Below are 15,127 nucleotides of genomic sequence, written 5' to 3'. Positions count from 1 at the left end.
GGGCTCGCGCCGGTCATCGGGCCGACGTGACCAGGGGGTTGGCGATGGTGACGTAAACGGACTGGGTGTCGACCGGGCCGACGAGCTCGTCGAGCCCTCTCAGCCTGGTCAGCATGTTGGCCTTGCAGCGCAGGGTGGGCGCTTCGAGGAGGCGGGCGGGCAGGGACGAGCGGGTGGCGGCCGGGCCGGCGGCGGCTTCCCTGAGGAAGCGGCGCAGCGCCGCCAGCAGGAGCTGTTCGTCGGCCAGGCGCTGCGCGCCGAACGCCCCGATCAGGCCGAGGATGTTGTTGATGCCGAGGTAGTAGGTGAACCTCTCGTCGGTGACCTCGTCGGACACGAAGGTGTCGCTCCGGGTGCCGATCCCGGGCAGCCGCCGGTCGAGTGCGTCCCGGTGGGAGGCACGGAAGTAGTAGCCCTGGTTGTCGCGGTAGCGGCCGCCCGCGGGCCAGCCGTCCCGGTCGAGGAGGACGAGGGTGTTCTGCTGGTGGGCCTCCAGGGCGACGCCCGCCTCCCCGTCCAGCCAGAGCACCGGGCGCACGACCGCTTCCAGATAGCGCAGGAACCACTCCGCGGAGACGGCGCCGGCGGGGCGACCCGTCAGGTGCGCGAGGCGGGCCACGATGCGGGCGAGGCGGGAGCGCATGGGGAGGGCTTCGGCGGGCTCTCCGGGTTGGCCGTGCGCGGTGGCGGGCCAGGGGCGGGGCGACACGAGCCCCGCGAGGCAGACGGCATCGTCGCCGGGGCCGAAGGGGTTGTGCCGGATGACGGTGTCAAGGCCGCTCAGCGGCGTGCCGTCCGGGGCGTCGGCCGCGAGCCAGGCGGGGTCACGGACGACGTCGAAGCCGAGGCCGCCGGGGCAGGCCGCGCGCCACTGCTCGGCGAGGCCGCTGCGCAGCAGGCGGTGCACCTCGACGCCGCGGTGCAGCTCCTTGCGGAGGTTCTCCCGGCGGGAGTTGGTGATGCGCAGGCCGAGGGAGAGCTTGAGCATCGCGGGCGCGCCGGGCCGGTGCACGGTCCGTACGGAGGAGGTGGCGTACCAGGGGGCGCCGAGGGAGCGGAGGTCGTGGAGCAGGCCCGCGTCCAGGAGCGCCCGGACGTCGGGGCGGCTGCGGACGTCCTGGGCCTGCCAGGGGTGGAGCGGCAGCGGCACGGTGTCCTGGGGCAGGCACAGCTCCGGGCCGGCGAGCCGGGCGGCGAGGGTGGCGGCGTCGACGGGCCGGCCCCGCTCGGTCCACGACGAGTCAGTGGCGAGGAGGGAGCGGTGGACGGCCAGCCAGTGCAGCGGGAAGGATCCGCGCAGCTCCGGGGAGTAGGCGCGGGCCTCGGTGTCGGAGAGGCCTTCGCGGCTCTTGGGCGTGGGGTGGAGGGGGTGGCCGAGGAGCAGGGACTGCTCGGCGTAGAGGAAGAGCTCGCCCGCGCCCGGGTCGGCGGGGCGGGCGCGCCGGTCGGCGAGGAAGACGGCGGTGCGGCGCGCGGAGTCCGCCACGCGGGAGGCGAGGTCGGCGGTCTCACCCGTGGCGGGGCAGCCCGCGCGGGCGGCGCGGTGCGCCGCCTCCCGGCCGAGGAGTGCGGCCAGGGTGACGGCGTCGACGGCAGGGGCGTCGTCGGGGGCGTCCGCCAGGGCCGGCCGGCCGAGGCGGTGCCAGCCGGTGGCCGACCAGTAGGTCACCGGCGCCTGCAGGGCCGTTCCGCTCGCGGTGAGCGGCAGGTGCAGCACGGGGCCGTCCGGCCGCGGAACGCCGGTCTCGCGGATCCAGCAGCGCAGCAGGTTCTCCACGGCGGCGGCGTCCGCGGCGACGGCCGGATCGGGGTGCTCCAGCAGGTCGGGGGCGCACGGGGGGCCGGGGTCCGGGATCTCGCCGCGCGGGGCGCCGCCCTGGCGGGGGACGGCGGAGACGACAGGCTGTGCGTCAGGGGAAGGCTCACGCCCTTGAGCGGACTCGCGGTCCCGGGCGGCCTCATGCGGACGGGCAGCCTCACGCAGCTGGGCGGCCTCATGCGGACGGGCGGACGGGGACGCGCCCTGCGCGGAGCCTTGCGCGGAGCAGCCCTGCGCGGACGGTTCGCGTTCCTGGGCGGACGATTCCCGTTCCTGGCCGGTGGTGGAGGCTCCGGTCCCGGTGGATGCGTTCATACGGTGCGGCGTGCACGTCACGGCGTCAGGCCGGGGATGCGGCGCCTGCCTCCTTCGGCGTGCTCGGGGCGGGGATGCCGGGGATGCGCGAACCGGGGCGGCAGACCGCGGCGACGGCGTCGGCGAGCCGGTCGAGGACCGCCTCGGCCTGCTCGTCGGTGATGGTCAGGGGCGGCAGGAGGCGGACGACGCAGGAGTGGCGACCGCCCAGTTCGACGATGAGGCCGCGGCGGAGGCACTCCTGCTGGACGGCCGCGGCCCGCGCGGGCGAGGCGGGCAGCGGGCCGTCGGCGCCGGGGCCGCGCCCTGTGCCCGGCCGCGCGCCGCCTGCTGGCCCGCCTCGCGCACCGGGAGCCGGTACGCCGCCGCTTTCCGGGCGGGCCGTCGGCCCTGCCCCGTCACCGGCCGCGGCAAGCCACTCGGCACGGGCTGCGGAGCCGGCGCCGTCCTCCGGCTCGACGAACTCGATGCCGATCATGAGCCCGGCTCCCCGCACCTCACCGATGCAGTCGTACTCCGCCGCCAGCCGCCTCAGCCGGTCCAGCATGCGCCCGCCGAGCGCGGCGGCGCGGCCGGCCAGGCCGTTCTCCCTCACGTACCGCAGCGTCGCCGCTCCGGCGGCCATCGCGAGCTGGTTGCCGCGGAACGTGCCCGCGTGGTCGCCCGGCTGCCAGGCGTCGAGGGCCTCGCGGTAGACGATGACGGCGAGCGGGAGGCTGCCGCCGATCGCCTTGGACAGGACCATCACGTCGGGCTCGATGCCGCTGTGCCCGACGGCCCAGAACGCCCCCGTGCGGCCCACTCCGGTCTGCACCTCGTCGGCGATGAGCGGGATGGAGCGCTCCGCGGTCAGCTCGCGCATCCGGCGCAGCCAGCCGCTCGGCGCGGGGAGCACGCCGCCTTCGCCCTGCACGGGTTCGACGATCATCCCGGCCGGCGGGCGAACGCCGCTCTTGGGGTCGTCCAGGAGGCTCTCGGTCCAACGGGCGGCGAGCCGCGCGCCGTTCTCCCCGCCGACGCCGAAGGGGCAACGGTAGTCCTGGGGAAAGGGCAGCCGGGTCACCCGGGCGCCCGGCGCCCCGCCCGACGCGGCGAGCGCCCCTTCCGTCATGCCGTGGTAAGCGCCGGTGAAGGCCAGCAGGCCGTCGCGGCCCGTCGCGATGCGGACGAGCTTGAAGGCGGCCTCCACGGCGTCGGTGCCGGCCGGGCTGCAGAACTGGATCCGGCCCGATGCGGCCAGCCCCCGCGGCAGCGTGGCGAACAGCTCGTCCGTGAAGGCGTCCTTGACCGGAGTGGCCAGGTCGAGCACGTGGAGGGGGGCGCCGGAGTCGAGGACGGAGCGGATGGCCTCCAGCACGACCGGGTGGTTGTGGCCCAGCGCCAGCGAGCCGGCCCCCGAGAGGCAGTCGAGGTAGCGGCGGCCGTCGGCGCCCTCGATCGTCAGCCCCCGGGCACGCACCGGCACGATGGGCAGCGACCGGGCGTACGTGCGCGCGGCCGATTCGCGGGACGACTGCCGCCGCAGAATGCCTTCGTACACCGCGGCCGACGACACCGTCGGCGGTAGCTGGGTCAAGGCCACGGGCTCCGGCTCCTCCTGCTGAACTCTGGGCTGAACGCTGGTCAGCACTCCCCCGTACGTATCAACGACGCCGCGCGCCACGGATCACGGCCCACCGCCAAGATCCTTGCGATGCGGAACCGAGGACCCGCCCGAACCCGTCCTCCACCTCACCGGCATAGTGGGGCCCTGCCTCCCCCGCTGGGGCGGTGCATGACAAGTCCACACCGTGGTCGCGCATTGCGGACACGTCCGAACAGATCGATCAGGGGGAACCCACTCCATGCCATCCATCCGCAGGCCGGCGCTGGCCGCGGCCGCTCTGACGGCCGCGCTGGCACTGACCGCCACCGCGTGCGGCCCGTCCGACGACGAGGCGGCGGGGAGCGACAAGCCCAGTGCGGCCGCCTCGCAGAAGGGCGACGAGGGCCTCGAGCTGCCCAAGAACCTTCCCAGTTCTCTGAAGGACCTGGAGAAGTGGAAGAACGGCGCCTGGAAGAACTGGGACAAGGAGCAGTGGCTGCGCGAGGCCCGCGACTTCGTCAACCCCATCATCAAGGACCACTGGAAGCCGGACTCCATGAAGGACGCCCGGCCGAACGACAAGACGCTCTCCACGCAGGGCGCTCCGGGCACGGCGCCGGGCTCCTCCGGTGACCAGGGCGTGACGGACCCCGAGCCGCAGCCGGTGCAGGCGAAGTCGGTCGCCGTTCCGTACCACAACAACGCGGCCCCGGTCGGCAAGGTGTTCTTCGACAGCCCCGAGGGCCACATGGTCTGTTCGGCGACGGTCGTCAAGGACCCGGCGCACCCGGGCAAGTCCAACATGGTGTGGACCGCGGGCCACTGCGTGCACGCCGGCAAGAAGGGCGGCTGGTACCGCAACATCGCCTTCGTGCCGTCGTACAACGACAAGGGCCTTCCGGGCGCCCAGGTCAACAGCGCGCCGGTGCAGGACGTCGCCCCGTACGGCGTGTGGTGGGCTGACTGGGCGCAGACCTCTTCCCAGTGGATCGCGCAGGGCGCCGAGACCGGTGGCGCGGGTGCCCCGTACGACTTCTCCGTGCTGCACGTGAAGCCCGAGGCGGGCTCCGGCAAGTCCCTGGAGGAGACGGTCGGCAACGCCCTCACGGTCGAGTTCAACGCCCCGCAGGTGAAGTCCATCCAGTCCATGGGCGCCTGGGGCTACCCGGCGGCCGCGCCCTTCGACGGCCAGAAGATGTACGACTGCGTCGACCGGCCGAGCCGGCTGACGATCGAGACGTCCCAGCCGACGATGTACCGCATCGGCTGCACGATGACCGGTGGTTCGTCCGGCGGCGGCTGGTTCGCCAAGGGCCCGGACGGCAAGGTGGTGCTGGTCTCCAACACCTCGATCGGCCCGGCCAACAGCACCTGGCTGGCCGGCCCGCGCCTGGGCCCGGAGGCGCAGGGCGTCTACAACGCCATCAGCCAGAAGTTCGCCAAACGGTGACGTCCGAGCGGTGACGTCGCAGTAGCAGCGGCTCTGAAGCGAGAAGGCCCCGCTCCCCGGAATTCCGGGGAGCGGGGCCTTCTCGCTTCAGAGCCTGTCCTCAGCTCAGGGCCGCTGTCCTCAGCCGCGGGCCGCAGGCACGTACCGCTGGAGCTCCGCCGCGAGCTCCTCGTGCACCCGCGCCTTCAGGAGCGTGCCCTCCGGGGTGTGCTCCTCGGAGATCACCTCGCCGTCGGCGTGCGCCCGCGCGACCAGCGAGCCCTGGGTGTACGGCACGAGCGCCTCGATCTCCACGGCGGGGCGCGGCAGCTCGCGGTCGATCAGGGCGAGGAGCTCGTCGATGCCCTCGCCGCTGCGCGCCGACACCGCGATCGAGTGCTTCTCGACGCGCAGCAGCCGCTGCAGGACCAGCGGGTCCGCGGCATCCGCCTTGTTGATCACGACGATCTCGGGCACGTTCACCGCGCCGACGTCGCGGATCACCTCGCGCACGGCGGCCAGCTGCTCCTCGGGCGCCGGGTGCGCGCCGTCCACCACGTGCAGGATGAGATCGGAGTCGCCGACCTCCTCCATGGTGGAGCGGAACGCCTCGACGAGATGGTGCGGCAGGTGCCGGACGAAGCCGACGGTGTCGGCGAGGGTGTACACACGGCCGGTGGGCGTCTCGGCCCGGCGCACCGTCGGGTCGAGGGTGGCGAACAGGGCGTTCTCCACCAGGACGCCCGCGCCGGTGAGCCGGTTGAGCAAGGAGGACTTGCCGGCGTTGGTGTAGCCGGCGATGGCGACCGACGGGACCTTGTTCCGCCGGCGCTCCTGGCGCTTGACGTCGCGGCCGGTCTTCATCTCCGCGATCTCCCGGCGCATCTTCGCCATCTTCTCGCGGATCCGCCGGCGGTCCGTCTCGATCTTGGTCTCACCGGGGCCTCGGGTGGCCATGCCGCCACCGGACGAGCCGGAGCCGCCGCCACCCATCTGCCGGGACAGCGACTGGCCCCAGCCGCGCAGCCGCGGCAGCATGTACTGCATCTGGGCGAGCGAGACCTGCGCCTTGCCCTCTCGGGACTTGGCGTGCTGGGCGAAGATGTCGAGGATCAGGGCGGTGCGGTCGACCACCTTGACCTTGACGACGTCCTCCAGCTGGATGAGCTGGCCGGGGCTGAGCTCACCGTCGCAGACGACGGTGTCGGCGCCGGACTCCAGGACGATGTCCCGCAGCTCCTGGGCCTTGCCGGAGCCGATGTACGTGGCCGGGTCCGGCTTGTCGCGGCGCTGGACGACGCCGTCGAGCACCAGGGCACCCGCGGTCTCGGCGAGGGCGGCGAGCTCCGCGAGGGAGTTCTCCGCGTCCTGCACGGTGCCGGACGTCCAGACGCCGACCAGCACCACGCGCTCCAGGCGCAGCTGCCGGTACTCGACCTCGGTGACGTCCTCCAGCTCGGTGGAGAGGCCTGCGACGCGCCGCAGGGCGGCGCGCTCGGAGCGGTCGTACTGCTCGCCGTCGCGCTCCCCGTCGATCTCGTGGCTCCAGGCGACGTCCTCTTCCATCAGGGCGTCGGCCCGAAGGCTCTCCGGGAGGCTCTGCCGGTCCTGGGGAAGGGAAGAAGAGGAGGTCATTTGATCCTTTGCATCGTTGGGAGGTGGCGGCCGTGGAGCGGCCGCACCGTCGACAACGCGCGAGCGGCCCCGGGGATTCCCGCGGCCGGCGGCCCCGCCGACGCGTCGATGGTCCCACGCCGCCGCCGGAGCGTCACGCGGGTTTCGCCCCGGCCTTCCAGTCGGCGTGGCCGGGCATGGGCGGGGTCTTCGGGCCGTAGAGCCAGTCCTGCAGGAATTCCTTCAGGTCCTGGCCGGAGACCTGGGAGGCGAGGGCGGTGAAGTCGGCCGTGGTGGCGGTCTCGTCCCGGTGGGCGTTGACCCACTCGCGCTCCAGGCGGTCGAAGGACGCCGCCCCGATCTTCTGCCGCAGCGCGTAGAGCACGAGCGCGCCCCCGTCGTAGACGACGGGCCGGAAGATGCTGATCCGCCTGCCGGGGTCGGGCGGCTTCGGCAGGGCGGGCGGCCCGCCGTCGCCGCGCCAGGCGTCGGAGTGCTCGTAGGCGGCCCGCATCCGGGCGTCGAGCGTGCGGCCGCCCTTGTGCTCGGCGTACAGCGCCTCGTACCAGGTGGCGTGGGCCTCGTTGAGCCAGAGGTCGGACCAGGTCGCCGGGCTGACGCTGTCGCCGAACCACTGGTGGGCCAGCTCGTGGACCATGATGGACTCGAGGTACCAGGCGGGGAGGTCGTCCCGGACGAACAGGCCGCGCTCGAAGAGGGACAGGGTCTGCGTCTCCAGCTCGAAGCCGGTCGACGCGTCGGCGATCAGCACGCCGTAGTTCTCGAACGGGTAGCGGCCGGTCTTCCCCTCCATCCAGGCGATCTGTTCGGGCGTCTTGGACGCCCACTTCTCCACGCGTTGCCGGTCGGCCGCCGGGACGACGTCCCGTACGGGCAGGCCGTGGGGCCCCGTGCGGTGGACGACGGCGGAGCGGCCGATGGCGACCTGGGCGAGCTCGGTGGCCATGGGGTGCTCGGTGCGGTACGTCCAGGCGGTGTTCGCGCCCCGGGCCGCGCGGCCCTCCGGCCGGCCGTTGGCGACGACCGTCAGGCCGCTGGGGGCGGTGACGTGGAAGGTGAAGCGGGCCTTGTCGGAGGGGTGGTCGTTGCAGGGGAAGACCCGGTGCCCCGCGTCGGCCTGATTGGCCATGACCAGCCCGTCCTTGGTGCGGATCCAGCCGCCGTCCTTGGGGTCGCGCGGGTCGCTGGTGTGCCGGACCACGACGGTGAAGAGGCCCTCGGCGGGCAGGGCGACGGACGGGGTGACGACGAGGTCCTCCTTGGCGGAGGCGAACTGGGCGGGCAGGCCGTTGACCGTCACCGAGCGGACCGTGCCGCCCGAGAAGTCGAGGTTGAAGTGGTCCAGGCCGGTGGTGGCCCGTGCCGCGATGGTCGTGACGGCGTCGAGCGGCCGGCTGTTGGCGTGGTAGTCAAACTTGATGTCGTAGGCGGCGACGTCGTAGCCGGGGTTGCCGAGATCCGGGAAGAGCCGGTCGCCGACGCCCTGGGGGCTCGCGGAGGGTGGGGCCGCTGCGCCGACGAGGAGGGCCGTGACGACGGCGAGGGCGGCGCGGCGGCGCACGGTCCGCCAGGGGATCAGGGCGGGTTTCCCGGGTGACTGCGGCATGCGTCCATCGCTATCAGCGCGGGACCCCTGCGCAGTGGCGGCACGGCGCCGCCCCACCCGTACGAGCGTGCCCGGAAGGCTGTACGAGCGGCTCCCTGCCCAGGGGGACGAAAACCGTCACTCCACTCCCGGCCGCCTCCCGCCGCCGGCCGCCCCGCCCCCGGCTAGAGGCGCGCCGTGGCCACCGGCCGGCCGGCCCGCGCCACGTCGTAGACCCCCGGCACCCGCCGCATGGCGCGCATCAGCTCCGGCAGCCGGTCGGCGTCCGGCAGCTGGAGGGTGTAGGTGTGGCGCACGCGCTGCTCGTGGGGCGGCTCGACGGCCGCCGAGATGACCGCCGCCCCTTCGGCGGCGATGGCCTCCGTGAGGTCGGCCAGGAGGTGCGGCCTGCTGAACGATTCGGCGCGCAGGGTGACGCGGTAGCCGCAGGCGCCGCCTTCCTCGGGGCTGCTCCAGCGGACGCCGACGGGCTGCCGGCCGGAGGTGACCATGCGGTGCACCGCCGGGCACTGCGTCCGGTGCACCGTGACGGCGCCGCCGCGCACCGCGAAGCCGGTGACCTCGTCGGGCGGCACGGGCGTACAGCAGCCCGCCAGCCGGACGCTCGCGGCCGCCAGGTCCGCCCCGTCGGCCGTGACGGCGACGGGCCACCGCGCGGCCGGCGCGGTGGCCCGGGGAGGCGGGCAGGGGCGGCCCGGCGCGAGCGGCACGGGCGGGGTCGCCTCGGCCGCGGGATGGGTCGCCAGCCAGCGCTCGATGGCGATCCGCGCGGCGGGCGTACGGGCGTGCTCCGTCCAGTCCGGCGAGGGCCCGGAGGCGCTGTCGCGGGACATCAGCAGCTGCAGGGTGTCGCCGTCGCGCAGCACGGTGCTGAGGGTGACGAGGCGGCCGTTGACGCGGGCGCCGATGCAGCTGTGCCCGCCGTCCCCGTGCTGGGCGTAGGCGGCGTCGACGCAGCTCGACCCGACGGGCAGGCCGATGGTGCCGCCGTCGGCGCGGAAGACGGTGATCTCGCGGTCCAGGGCGAGCTCGTCGCGGAGCGAGGTCCAGAAGGTGTCGGGGTCGGGCGTGGCCTGCTGCCACTGCAGGAGCCGGGAGAGCCAGCCGGGCCGGGTGGGGTCGACGCGCTCGCCGTCCGTGGCGTCAGGGGTCTCCGGGGCCGCGTACGGATTGCCCAGGGCGACGACGCCGGCCTCGGCGACCCTGTGCATCTGGTGGGTGCGGATGAGGACTTGCGCGGCCTCCCCGCCGGGGCACGCCACCGCCGTGTGCAGCGACTGGTAGAGGTTGAACTTCGGGGTGGCGATGAAGTCCTTGAACTCCGAGATGAACGGAGTGAAGCACGTGTGCAGCTCGCCGAGGACGCCGTAGCAGTCGGCGTCCTCCGCGACCAGCACGAGCAGCCTGCCGAGGTCCGAGCCCGTCACCTCCGCCCGCTTGAGGCGCACCCGGTGCACGGAGACGAAGTGGCGCTGCTTGACGAGGACGTCGGCCGCGATGTCCGCCTCGCGCAGGACCGCCCGGACCCGCTCCGCCGTCGCCTCCAGGGTCGCGAGGCCGTCGGCGCGCCCGAGGACGAATTCGCGGGTGCGGGCGTACTCCTCGGGGTGGAGGATCGCGAAGACGAGGTCCTCCAGCTCCGTCTTGAGCGCCTGGACGCCCAGCCGCTCGGCGAGCGGGATCAGGACGTCCCGGGTGACCTTGGCGATGCGGACCTGCTTCTCGGGGCGCATCACGCCGAGCGTGCGCATGTTGTGCAGCCGGTCGGCGAGCTTGATGGACATGACGCGGACGTCGTTGCCGGTGGCCACGAGCATCTTGCGGAAGGTCTCCGGCTCGGCGGCCGCGCCGTAGTCGACCTTCTCCAGTTTGGTGACGCCGTCGACCAGGAAGCGGACCTCCTCGCCGAACTGCGCGCGGACCTGGTCCAGCGTCACTTCGGTGTCCTCGACGGTGTCGTGGAGGAGGGAGGCGGTCAGGGTCGTCGTCTCGGCGCCCAGCTCGGCGAGGATGAGGGTGACGGCGAGCGGGTGGGTGATGTACGGCTCGCCGCTCTTGCGGGTCTGGCCGCGGTGGGAGGACTCCGCGAGCAGATAGGCGCGCCGCAGGATGTCGAGGTCCGCGCCCGGGTGGTGGGCGCGGTGCACCTTGGCGACGTGGTCGATGGCGTCCGGCAGCCTGCCGCGCGAGCCCGACCCGCCGAGGGCCGCCCGCCCCAGCCGTCTCAGGTCGAGGCGGGCGCGGCCGCGCCAGCGGCCTGGAACACCTTCGGGCGTGGCGTCCGTGCTCATGGGGGCACCTCCGGCAGCGTCGACCGGCGGTCGGCTGCGCGCCTCCGTACCGGTGCTTGATGCTACCGAGCCCATCACGCGCTGCTCACCCGCTCTCGCCCAGAGTGAAACGGATCACCCATTCGAGCGAGCCACGCCGCACGGAGCCCGGCGGACGGAGCGGAAAGGAGGTAGTGGCGTCCTCGGGCGAGGTGTCCTCAGGCGAGCGCCGCGGCCAGCCAGGACGGGTCGAAGGCGCCCTCCGCGACGATCACGGCGGGGCCGGTCATCTCGACCGTGCCGTCCGGCGCCTCGCTGATCACCAGGCGCCCGCCCGGGACGTCGACGGTGTACGTGACGGGGAGGCCGGTGACGGCGGGGTCGAGGCCGTCCCGGCGGGCGGTCGCGACCATCACCGCGCAGGCGCCCGTGCCGCAGGAGCGGGTCTCGCCGGAGCCGCGCTCGTGGACGCGCATGGCGACGTGCCGCGGGCCGCGGTCGGCCACGAACTCGACGTTGGCGCCGTGCGGGTAGGCGGCGGCCGGGGCGACGCCGGGGGCGGTGTACAGGTCGCCGGCCTCGTCGAGGTGGCCGACGAAGGTGACGGCGTGCGGGTTGCCCATGTTCACGTTGCGGGCGGGGCGGCTGCGGCCGCCGACGGTGACGGTCACCTCGCCCTCGGGGAGCACGGCCCGCCCCATGCCGACGGTGATCCCGCCGGGCGTGCCGTCGGGGCCGTCCTTGGCGATGTGGGCCTGCCGGACGCCCGCGCGGGTCGCGACGGACAGGTCGCCCGCCTCGACGAGGCCCGCGTGACGGAGGTAGCGGGCGAAGACCCGGACGCCGTTGCCGCACATCTCGGCGATGCTGCCGTCGCTGTTGCGGTAGTCCATGAACCACTCGGCCTCGCCGGCCATGGCGCGCGCCTCGGGGTGGGCCGCGGACCGGACGACCCGGAGCACGCCGTCGGCGCCGATGCCCGCGCGGCGGTCGCACAGACGGGCGACGGCGGCCGGCGACAGCTCGATGCGGCCGTCGTAGTCCGGGATGATCACGAAGTCGTTCTCGGTGCCGTGGCCCTTGAGGAAGGCGATCTGTGTGGTGCTCACGGTTCGATGGTACGGGGACGGGCCCGCCGTCCCCCCGGCGAGGGCCCCGGCCCGCCCCACTGCTGCGGCCTCGCTCAGCGCAGCCGCGCCACGCGCCACACGGCGAGGACGACGACGAGGGCGACGACGAGGGCGTACGTGGCGGCGTACCGCCAGTCCGGGCGGCCGCCGGAGCCGGGGGCCGGCATGCCGGGCCAGGTGTAGCCGACCCGGCGGGCGGCCATCACCCCCCAGCCCGCGGCGCAGCAGCTGATGAGCAGGCCGAGCATGGCGACGACAGGTCCGCCGTCGCCGAACTCGAAGGCGAGCGGGAAGGCGAACATCAGGGAGCCGACGGCGGCGAGCCCGACGATCGGGGCCAGCTGCCAGATGCGCAGCCTGCGCTGCGGGCGCAGCTCCCGGAACGACGCGGGCGCGGCGCTGCCGGTCTCGACGGCCCCTTCGGTGTCCTCGGGACCGTCCGGGGTCAGAGCCTCCGGCTCTCCCCCGGCCACTGCCGGGAGGTGCCCCCTCCGCGGCGGCTGTTGTGGTCTGTCGCGAGGGCCGGCCTCCATCGCCACGCGCCCTCCTACCCGGACTTCACGGCTCGATCGAAGCTTGATGATGGCACGCCCGCGCAGGCCGGAATGGCGTGCGTAGCGTCCCGATGCCATCACGTGATCAGGCTGTGACCGCCCGTTCGAGCAACGCCAGCGCGAGCCCGGGCAGTTCCGCCCTGCGGTCGGCCGCTCCGCTCAGCCAGTGGACCCGGCTGTCCTTGCGGAACCACGAGTCCTGGCGGCGCGCGAACCGCTTGGTGGCCCGTACGGTCTCGGCGCGCGCCTCGTCCTCGGTGCACTCCCCCGCCAGGAAGGCGAGCACCTGCTGGTAGCCGAGGGCGCGGGAGGCGGTGCGGCCCTCGCGCAGGCCCTGCCGCTCCAGCTCCCGCACCTCGTCGACGAGGCCCGCCTCCCACATGCGGTCCACGCGCAGGGTGATCCGCTCGTCCAGCTCGGGGCGCTCGACGTCGACACCGATCTGCAGGGCGTCGTAGACGGGCTCCTCGCCCGGCAGGTTCGCGGTGAAGGGCCGGCCGGTGATCTCGATGACCTCCAGGGCGCGCACGATGCGTCGGCCGTTGCCGGGCAGGATGGCTCGGGCGGCGGCCGGGTCGGCGGCGGCGAGGCGGGCGTGCAGGACGCCGGGGCCCCGCTCGGCCAGCTCCTCCTCCAGGCGGGCGCGGACGGCCGGGTCGGTGCCGGGGAAGTCCAGGGCGTCGATCGTGCCCTTGATGTAGAGGCCGGAGCCGCCGACGAGCACGGGGGTGCGGCCCTCGGCGAGGAGCCGGTCGATCTCCGCGCGGGCCAGCCGCTGGTACTCGGCGACGCTCGCGGTCTCGGTCACGTCCCAGATGTCCAGGAGGTGGTGCGGCACGCCCTGCCGTTCCTCCAGGGTCAGCTTGGCGGTGCCGATGTCCATGCCCCGGTACAGCTGCATGGAGTCGGCGTTGACGACCTCCCCGCCCAAGTGCTGGGCGAGGGCGACGCCGAGGTCGGACTTGCCGGCCGCCGTGGGACCCACGACGGCGATGACCCGCGGGGCGGGAACTGCGTTTTTCACCGGGTTTTTCACCGGATCAGTCTCGCAAACCCTGACCGCACCCCACGAACGAGCGACGTGACGCGGCGCTGCCGGGTTCGTTGCCTGTTGCGAGGTCCCGGCGGCCGGTTTCACGTGCCGGAGGCAGCTGTTCCACGGATCGGCGCCCCGGCGCGGACCGGGCGGCGCGGGGTTTCGCTCACACCAGTAAGGTAATGGAGTAGATATGGGCGTGTTTTCAAGGTTTCGCCGCAAGTCGTCCGAGGCGTCAACCGAAGAGGCGGCAACGGCCACTCTGACGGCGGAATCGGCCGACGCCGCCGCGACGGAGGCCGAGGCGGCCGGGGCGGAGGAGTCCGGCGAGGCCGAGGCCGAGGCTCAGGCCGGCGAGGGGGTCGAGATCCCCAAGCAGCAGTCGGCGGAGAAGGCTGCGGACAGCGAGGCCGGTGAGGGCGCCCGTAAGTAGCTCTTGAACCAGGAAGACGAGGGAAGGCGCCATGGGCCTGTTGGACACTCTCAAGGCCAAGCTCGCCCCAGCGAAGGACAAGATCGGGGATCTCGCGCAGCAGCACGGGGACAAGATCGAGCAGGGGCTGGAGAAGGCCGCCAAGGTCGTCGACGAGAAGACCAAGGGCAAGTACAGCAGCCGGATCCAGACGGGCACCGGCAAGGCCAAGGACGCCATCGAGCGGCTCGCCGAGAAGGAGGGCGGCAAGGAAGGCGGCTCCCCGGGCGGTCAGGCCTCCTGAGGATCGCCGGGCTGTCCCGGCCCACTGACCTCGTCGGCGACGGGGCGCGGAGCATCGGCTCCGCGCCCCGTCGCTGTGTCCGGAGGCACCGGGGATGCCCGGTCGCGAGCCCGGCCGCCCCGCGCGAGAAGCCGCTGAGGGCCTGTACGGCCCCCTCGCCGCCGTTCGGCGCGAGGGGACCCGCAGGGCCCCCGGGCTCCTCACGGGCCCGTCACGGCGGCCTGAGGCCGCTCAGAGGCGGCGCGCCGGGCCTACGACCACGTCGCCACGAAGTACCCCACCCCGTAGGGCGCCTCGTCGTACAGCAGCTGTCCCTTGAGCCCCGCGCCCTCGCCCGCTCCGGCGAGCACCTGCCACGGGGCACGGCCCGCGGCCTTCAGCTCCTGGGCGAGTGCGGTGTCGAGCGCGGCCAGGGCCGCGGTGTCGGCGGCGCCCAGCGCCCGTGCCGCCTCCGCGTCGAAGCCGGCGGCCCGCTCGTCGAGGTAGCCCGGTGCCTTGAGCGTGCGGCAGGCGCTGCCGTCGCCCATCACCAGCAGGGCGGTCCGGCCGTCGGCTCCGGCCAGCTCGCGCCCGGCCGCGAGGCAGCGCTCGGGGTCCAGCGGCTCCCCGACGCCCAGGCCCTCGACGGGCGCGACGGCCCAGCGCGTACGGTCCAGCAGCCAGGCAGCGACCGCCAGGGACTGCGGGAGCTCCCGGCCGTCCGCGGGCGCGCCCTGCCCCAGGCGGACGTCGAGGTCCACGCCGAGGCCGCGGAACGAGCCGCGCGCGCCCTGCGGGTGCGGCCCCCGGCCGTCCAGGGGCGCGGGGCCGAGGACGACGAGGCGGTCGGGGCGGGCGGCGGCGAGGACGCCCACCGCGTCGAGGCATGCGGCCCGCAGGTCGTCCAGCTCGGGTGCGGCTCCGGCGGCGACCTCAGGGACGAGCAGCGGCGGGCAGGGGCATACGGCGGCGGCGACGAGCATGGCGGGAACGATACGCCCGCGGCGCCTCCCGCGCAGGCGCGGCCCGAGGCGTCCCGGGCCGCGGTTCTGC

Annotated in this window: 12 protein-coding genes; 3 read left to right on the top strand and 9 right to left on the bottom strand. The window is 74.2% G+C overall.

Going from position 1 to position 15,127, the window contains the following annotated elements:
* Positions 1-13 precede the first annotated feature (13 nt).
* Both B7P34_RS06920 and B7P34_RS06915 read right to left on the bottom strand, forming a co-directional pair.
* Entirely contained in the window at positions 14-2,134 is a 2,121-nt protein-coding gene (locus B7P34_RS06920) for an IucA/IucC family protein (RefSeq protein WP_106674984.1), read from the bottom strand.
* A 25-nt stretch (positions 2,135-2,159) separates the two neighbouring features.
* Positions 2,160-3,716 (bottom strand): diaminobutyrate--2-oxoglutarate transaminase family protein, encoded by a 1,557-nt coding sequence (locus B7P34_RS06915; protein WP_106674919.1) that lies wholly within the window; start codon positions 3,714-3,716, stop codon positions 2,160-2,162.
* Between the two features lie 262 nt (positions 3,717-3,978).
* Here B7P34_RS06915 and B7P34_RS06910 point away from each other — a divergent pair, with 262 nt between their 5' ends.
* The gene (locus B7P34_RS06910) at positions 3,979-5,169 is read left to right on the top strand and encodes a trypsin-like serine peptidase (protein ID WP_106674918.1); all 1,191 of its coding nucleotides are present in this window, start codon (positions 3,979-3,981) and stop codon (positions 5,167-5,169) included.
* Positions 5,170-5,289: 120 nt separating this feature from the next.
* On the opposite strand, the gene hflX is transcribed toward B7P34_RS06910, so the two are convergent.
* The 6 genes from hflX to miaA form a co-directional block, all read right to left on the bottom strand.
* Positions 5,290-6,714: a GTPase HflX gene (gene hflX, locus B7P34_RS06905; RefSeq protein WP_223267591.1), complete on the bottom strand. Its 1,425-nt coding sequence runs from the start codon at positions 6,712-6,714 to the stop codon at positions 5,290-5,292.
* 202 nt (positions 6,715-6,916) lie between these two features.
* Positions 6,917-8,389, bottom strand: coding sequence for a M1 family metallopeptidase (locus B7P34_RS06900; protein WP_106674916.1), 1,473 nt, complete (start codon positions 8,387-8,389; stop codon positions 6,917-6,919).
* 164 nt (positions 8,390-8,553) lie between these two features.
* Positions 8,554-10,680, bottom strand: coding sequence for a RelA/SpoT family protein (locus B7P34_RS06895; RefSeq protein ID WP_106674915.1), 2,127 nt, complete (start codon positions 10,678-10,680; stop codon positions 8,554-8,556).
* Positions 10,681-10,877: 197 nt separating this feature from the next.
* Positions 10,878-11,768, bottom strand: a complete 891-nt coding sequence (dapF, locus tag B7P34_RS06890; protein WP_106674914.1) for a diaminopimelate epimerase — start codon at positions 11,766-11,768, stop codon at positions 10,878-10,880.
* Positions 11,769-11,842: 74 nt separating this feature from the next.
* The gene (locus tag B7P34_RS06885; protein ID WP_223267579.1) at positions 11,843-12,262 is read right to left on the bottom strand and encodes a hypothetical protein; all 420 of its coding nucleotides are present in this window, start codon (positions 12,260-12,262) and stop codon (positions 11,843-11,845) included.
* Positions 12,263-12,428: 166 nt separating this feature from the next.
* Positions 12,429-13,367, bottom strand: coding sequence for a tRNA (adenosine(37)-N6)-dimethylallyltransferase MiaA (miaA, locus tag B7P34_RS06880; RefSeq protein ID WP_106674912.1), 939 nt, complete (start codon positions 13,365-13,367; stop codon positions 12,429-12,431).
* A 211-nt stretch (positions 13,368-13,578) separates the two neighbouring features.
* Between miaA and B7P34_RS06875 the strand changes: the two genes are divergently transcribed.
* Positions 13,579-13,812, top strand: coding sequence for a hypothetical protein (locus tag B7P34_RS06875; RefSeq protein ID WP_223267578.1), 234 nt, complete (start codon positions 13,579-13,581; stop codon positions 13,810-13,812).
* Between the two features lie 31 nt (positions 13,813-13,843).
* Positions 13,844-14,095, top strand: coding sequence for an antitoxin (locus tag B7P34_RS06870; RefSeq protein WP_106674910.1), 252 nt, complete (start codon positions 13,844-13,846; stop codon positions 14,093-14,095).
* A gap of 251 nt (positions 14,096-14,346) precedes the next feature.
* On the opposite strand, the gene B7P34_RS06865 is transcribed toward B7P34_RS06870, so the two are convergent.
* On the bottom strand, positions 14,347-15,127 hold a 781-nt coding region (locus B7P34_RS06865; RefSeq protein WP_353620234.1), incomplete at its 5' end, for a class III extradiol dioxygenase subunit B-like domain-containing protein.

Origin of the sequence: Streptosporangium nondiastaticum (assembly GCF_003011965.1) — a bacterium.
Classification (GTDB): Bacteria; Actinomycetota; Actinomycetes; order Streptomycetales; family Streptomycetaceae; genus Streptomyces; species Streptomyces nondiastaticus.
Note: the sequence above shows the minus strand (reverse complement) of the source record. Positions and strands in the feature narration are given on the sequence as shown.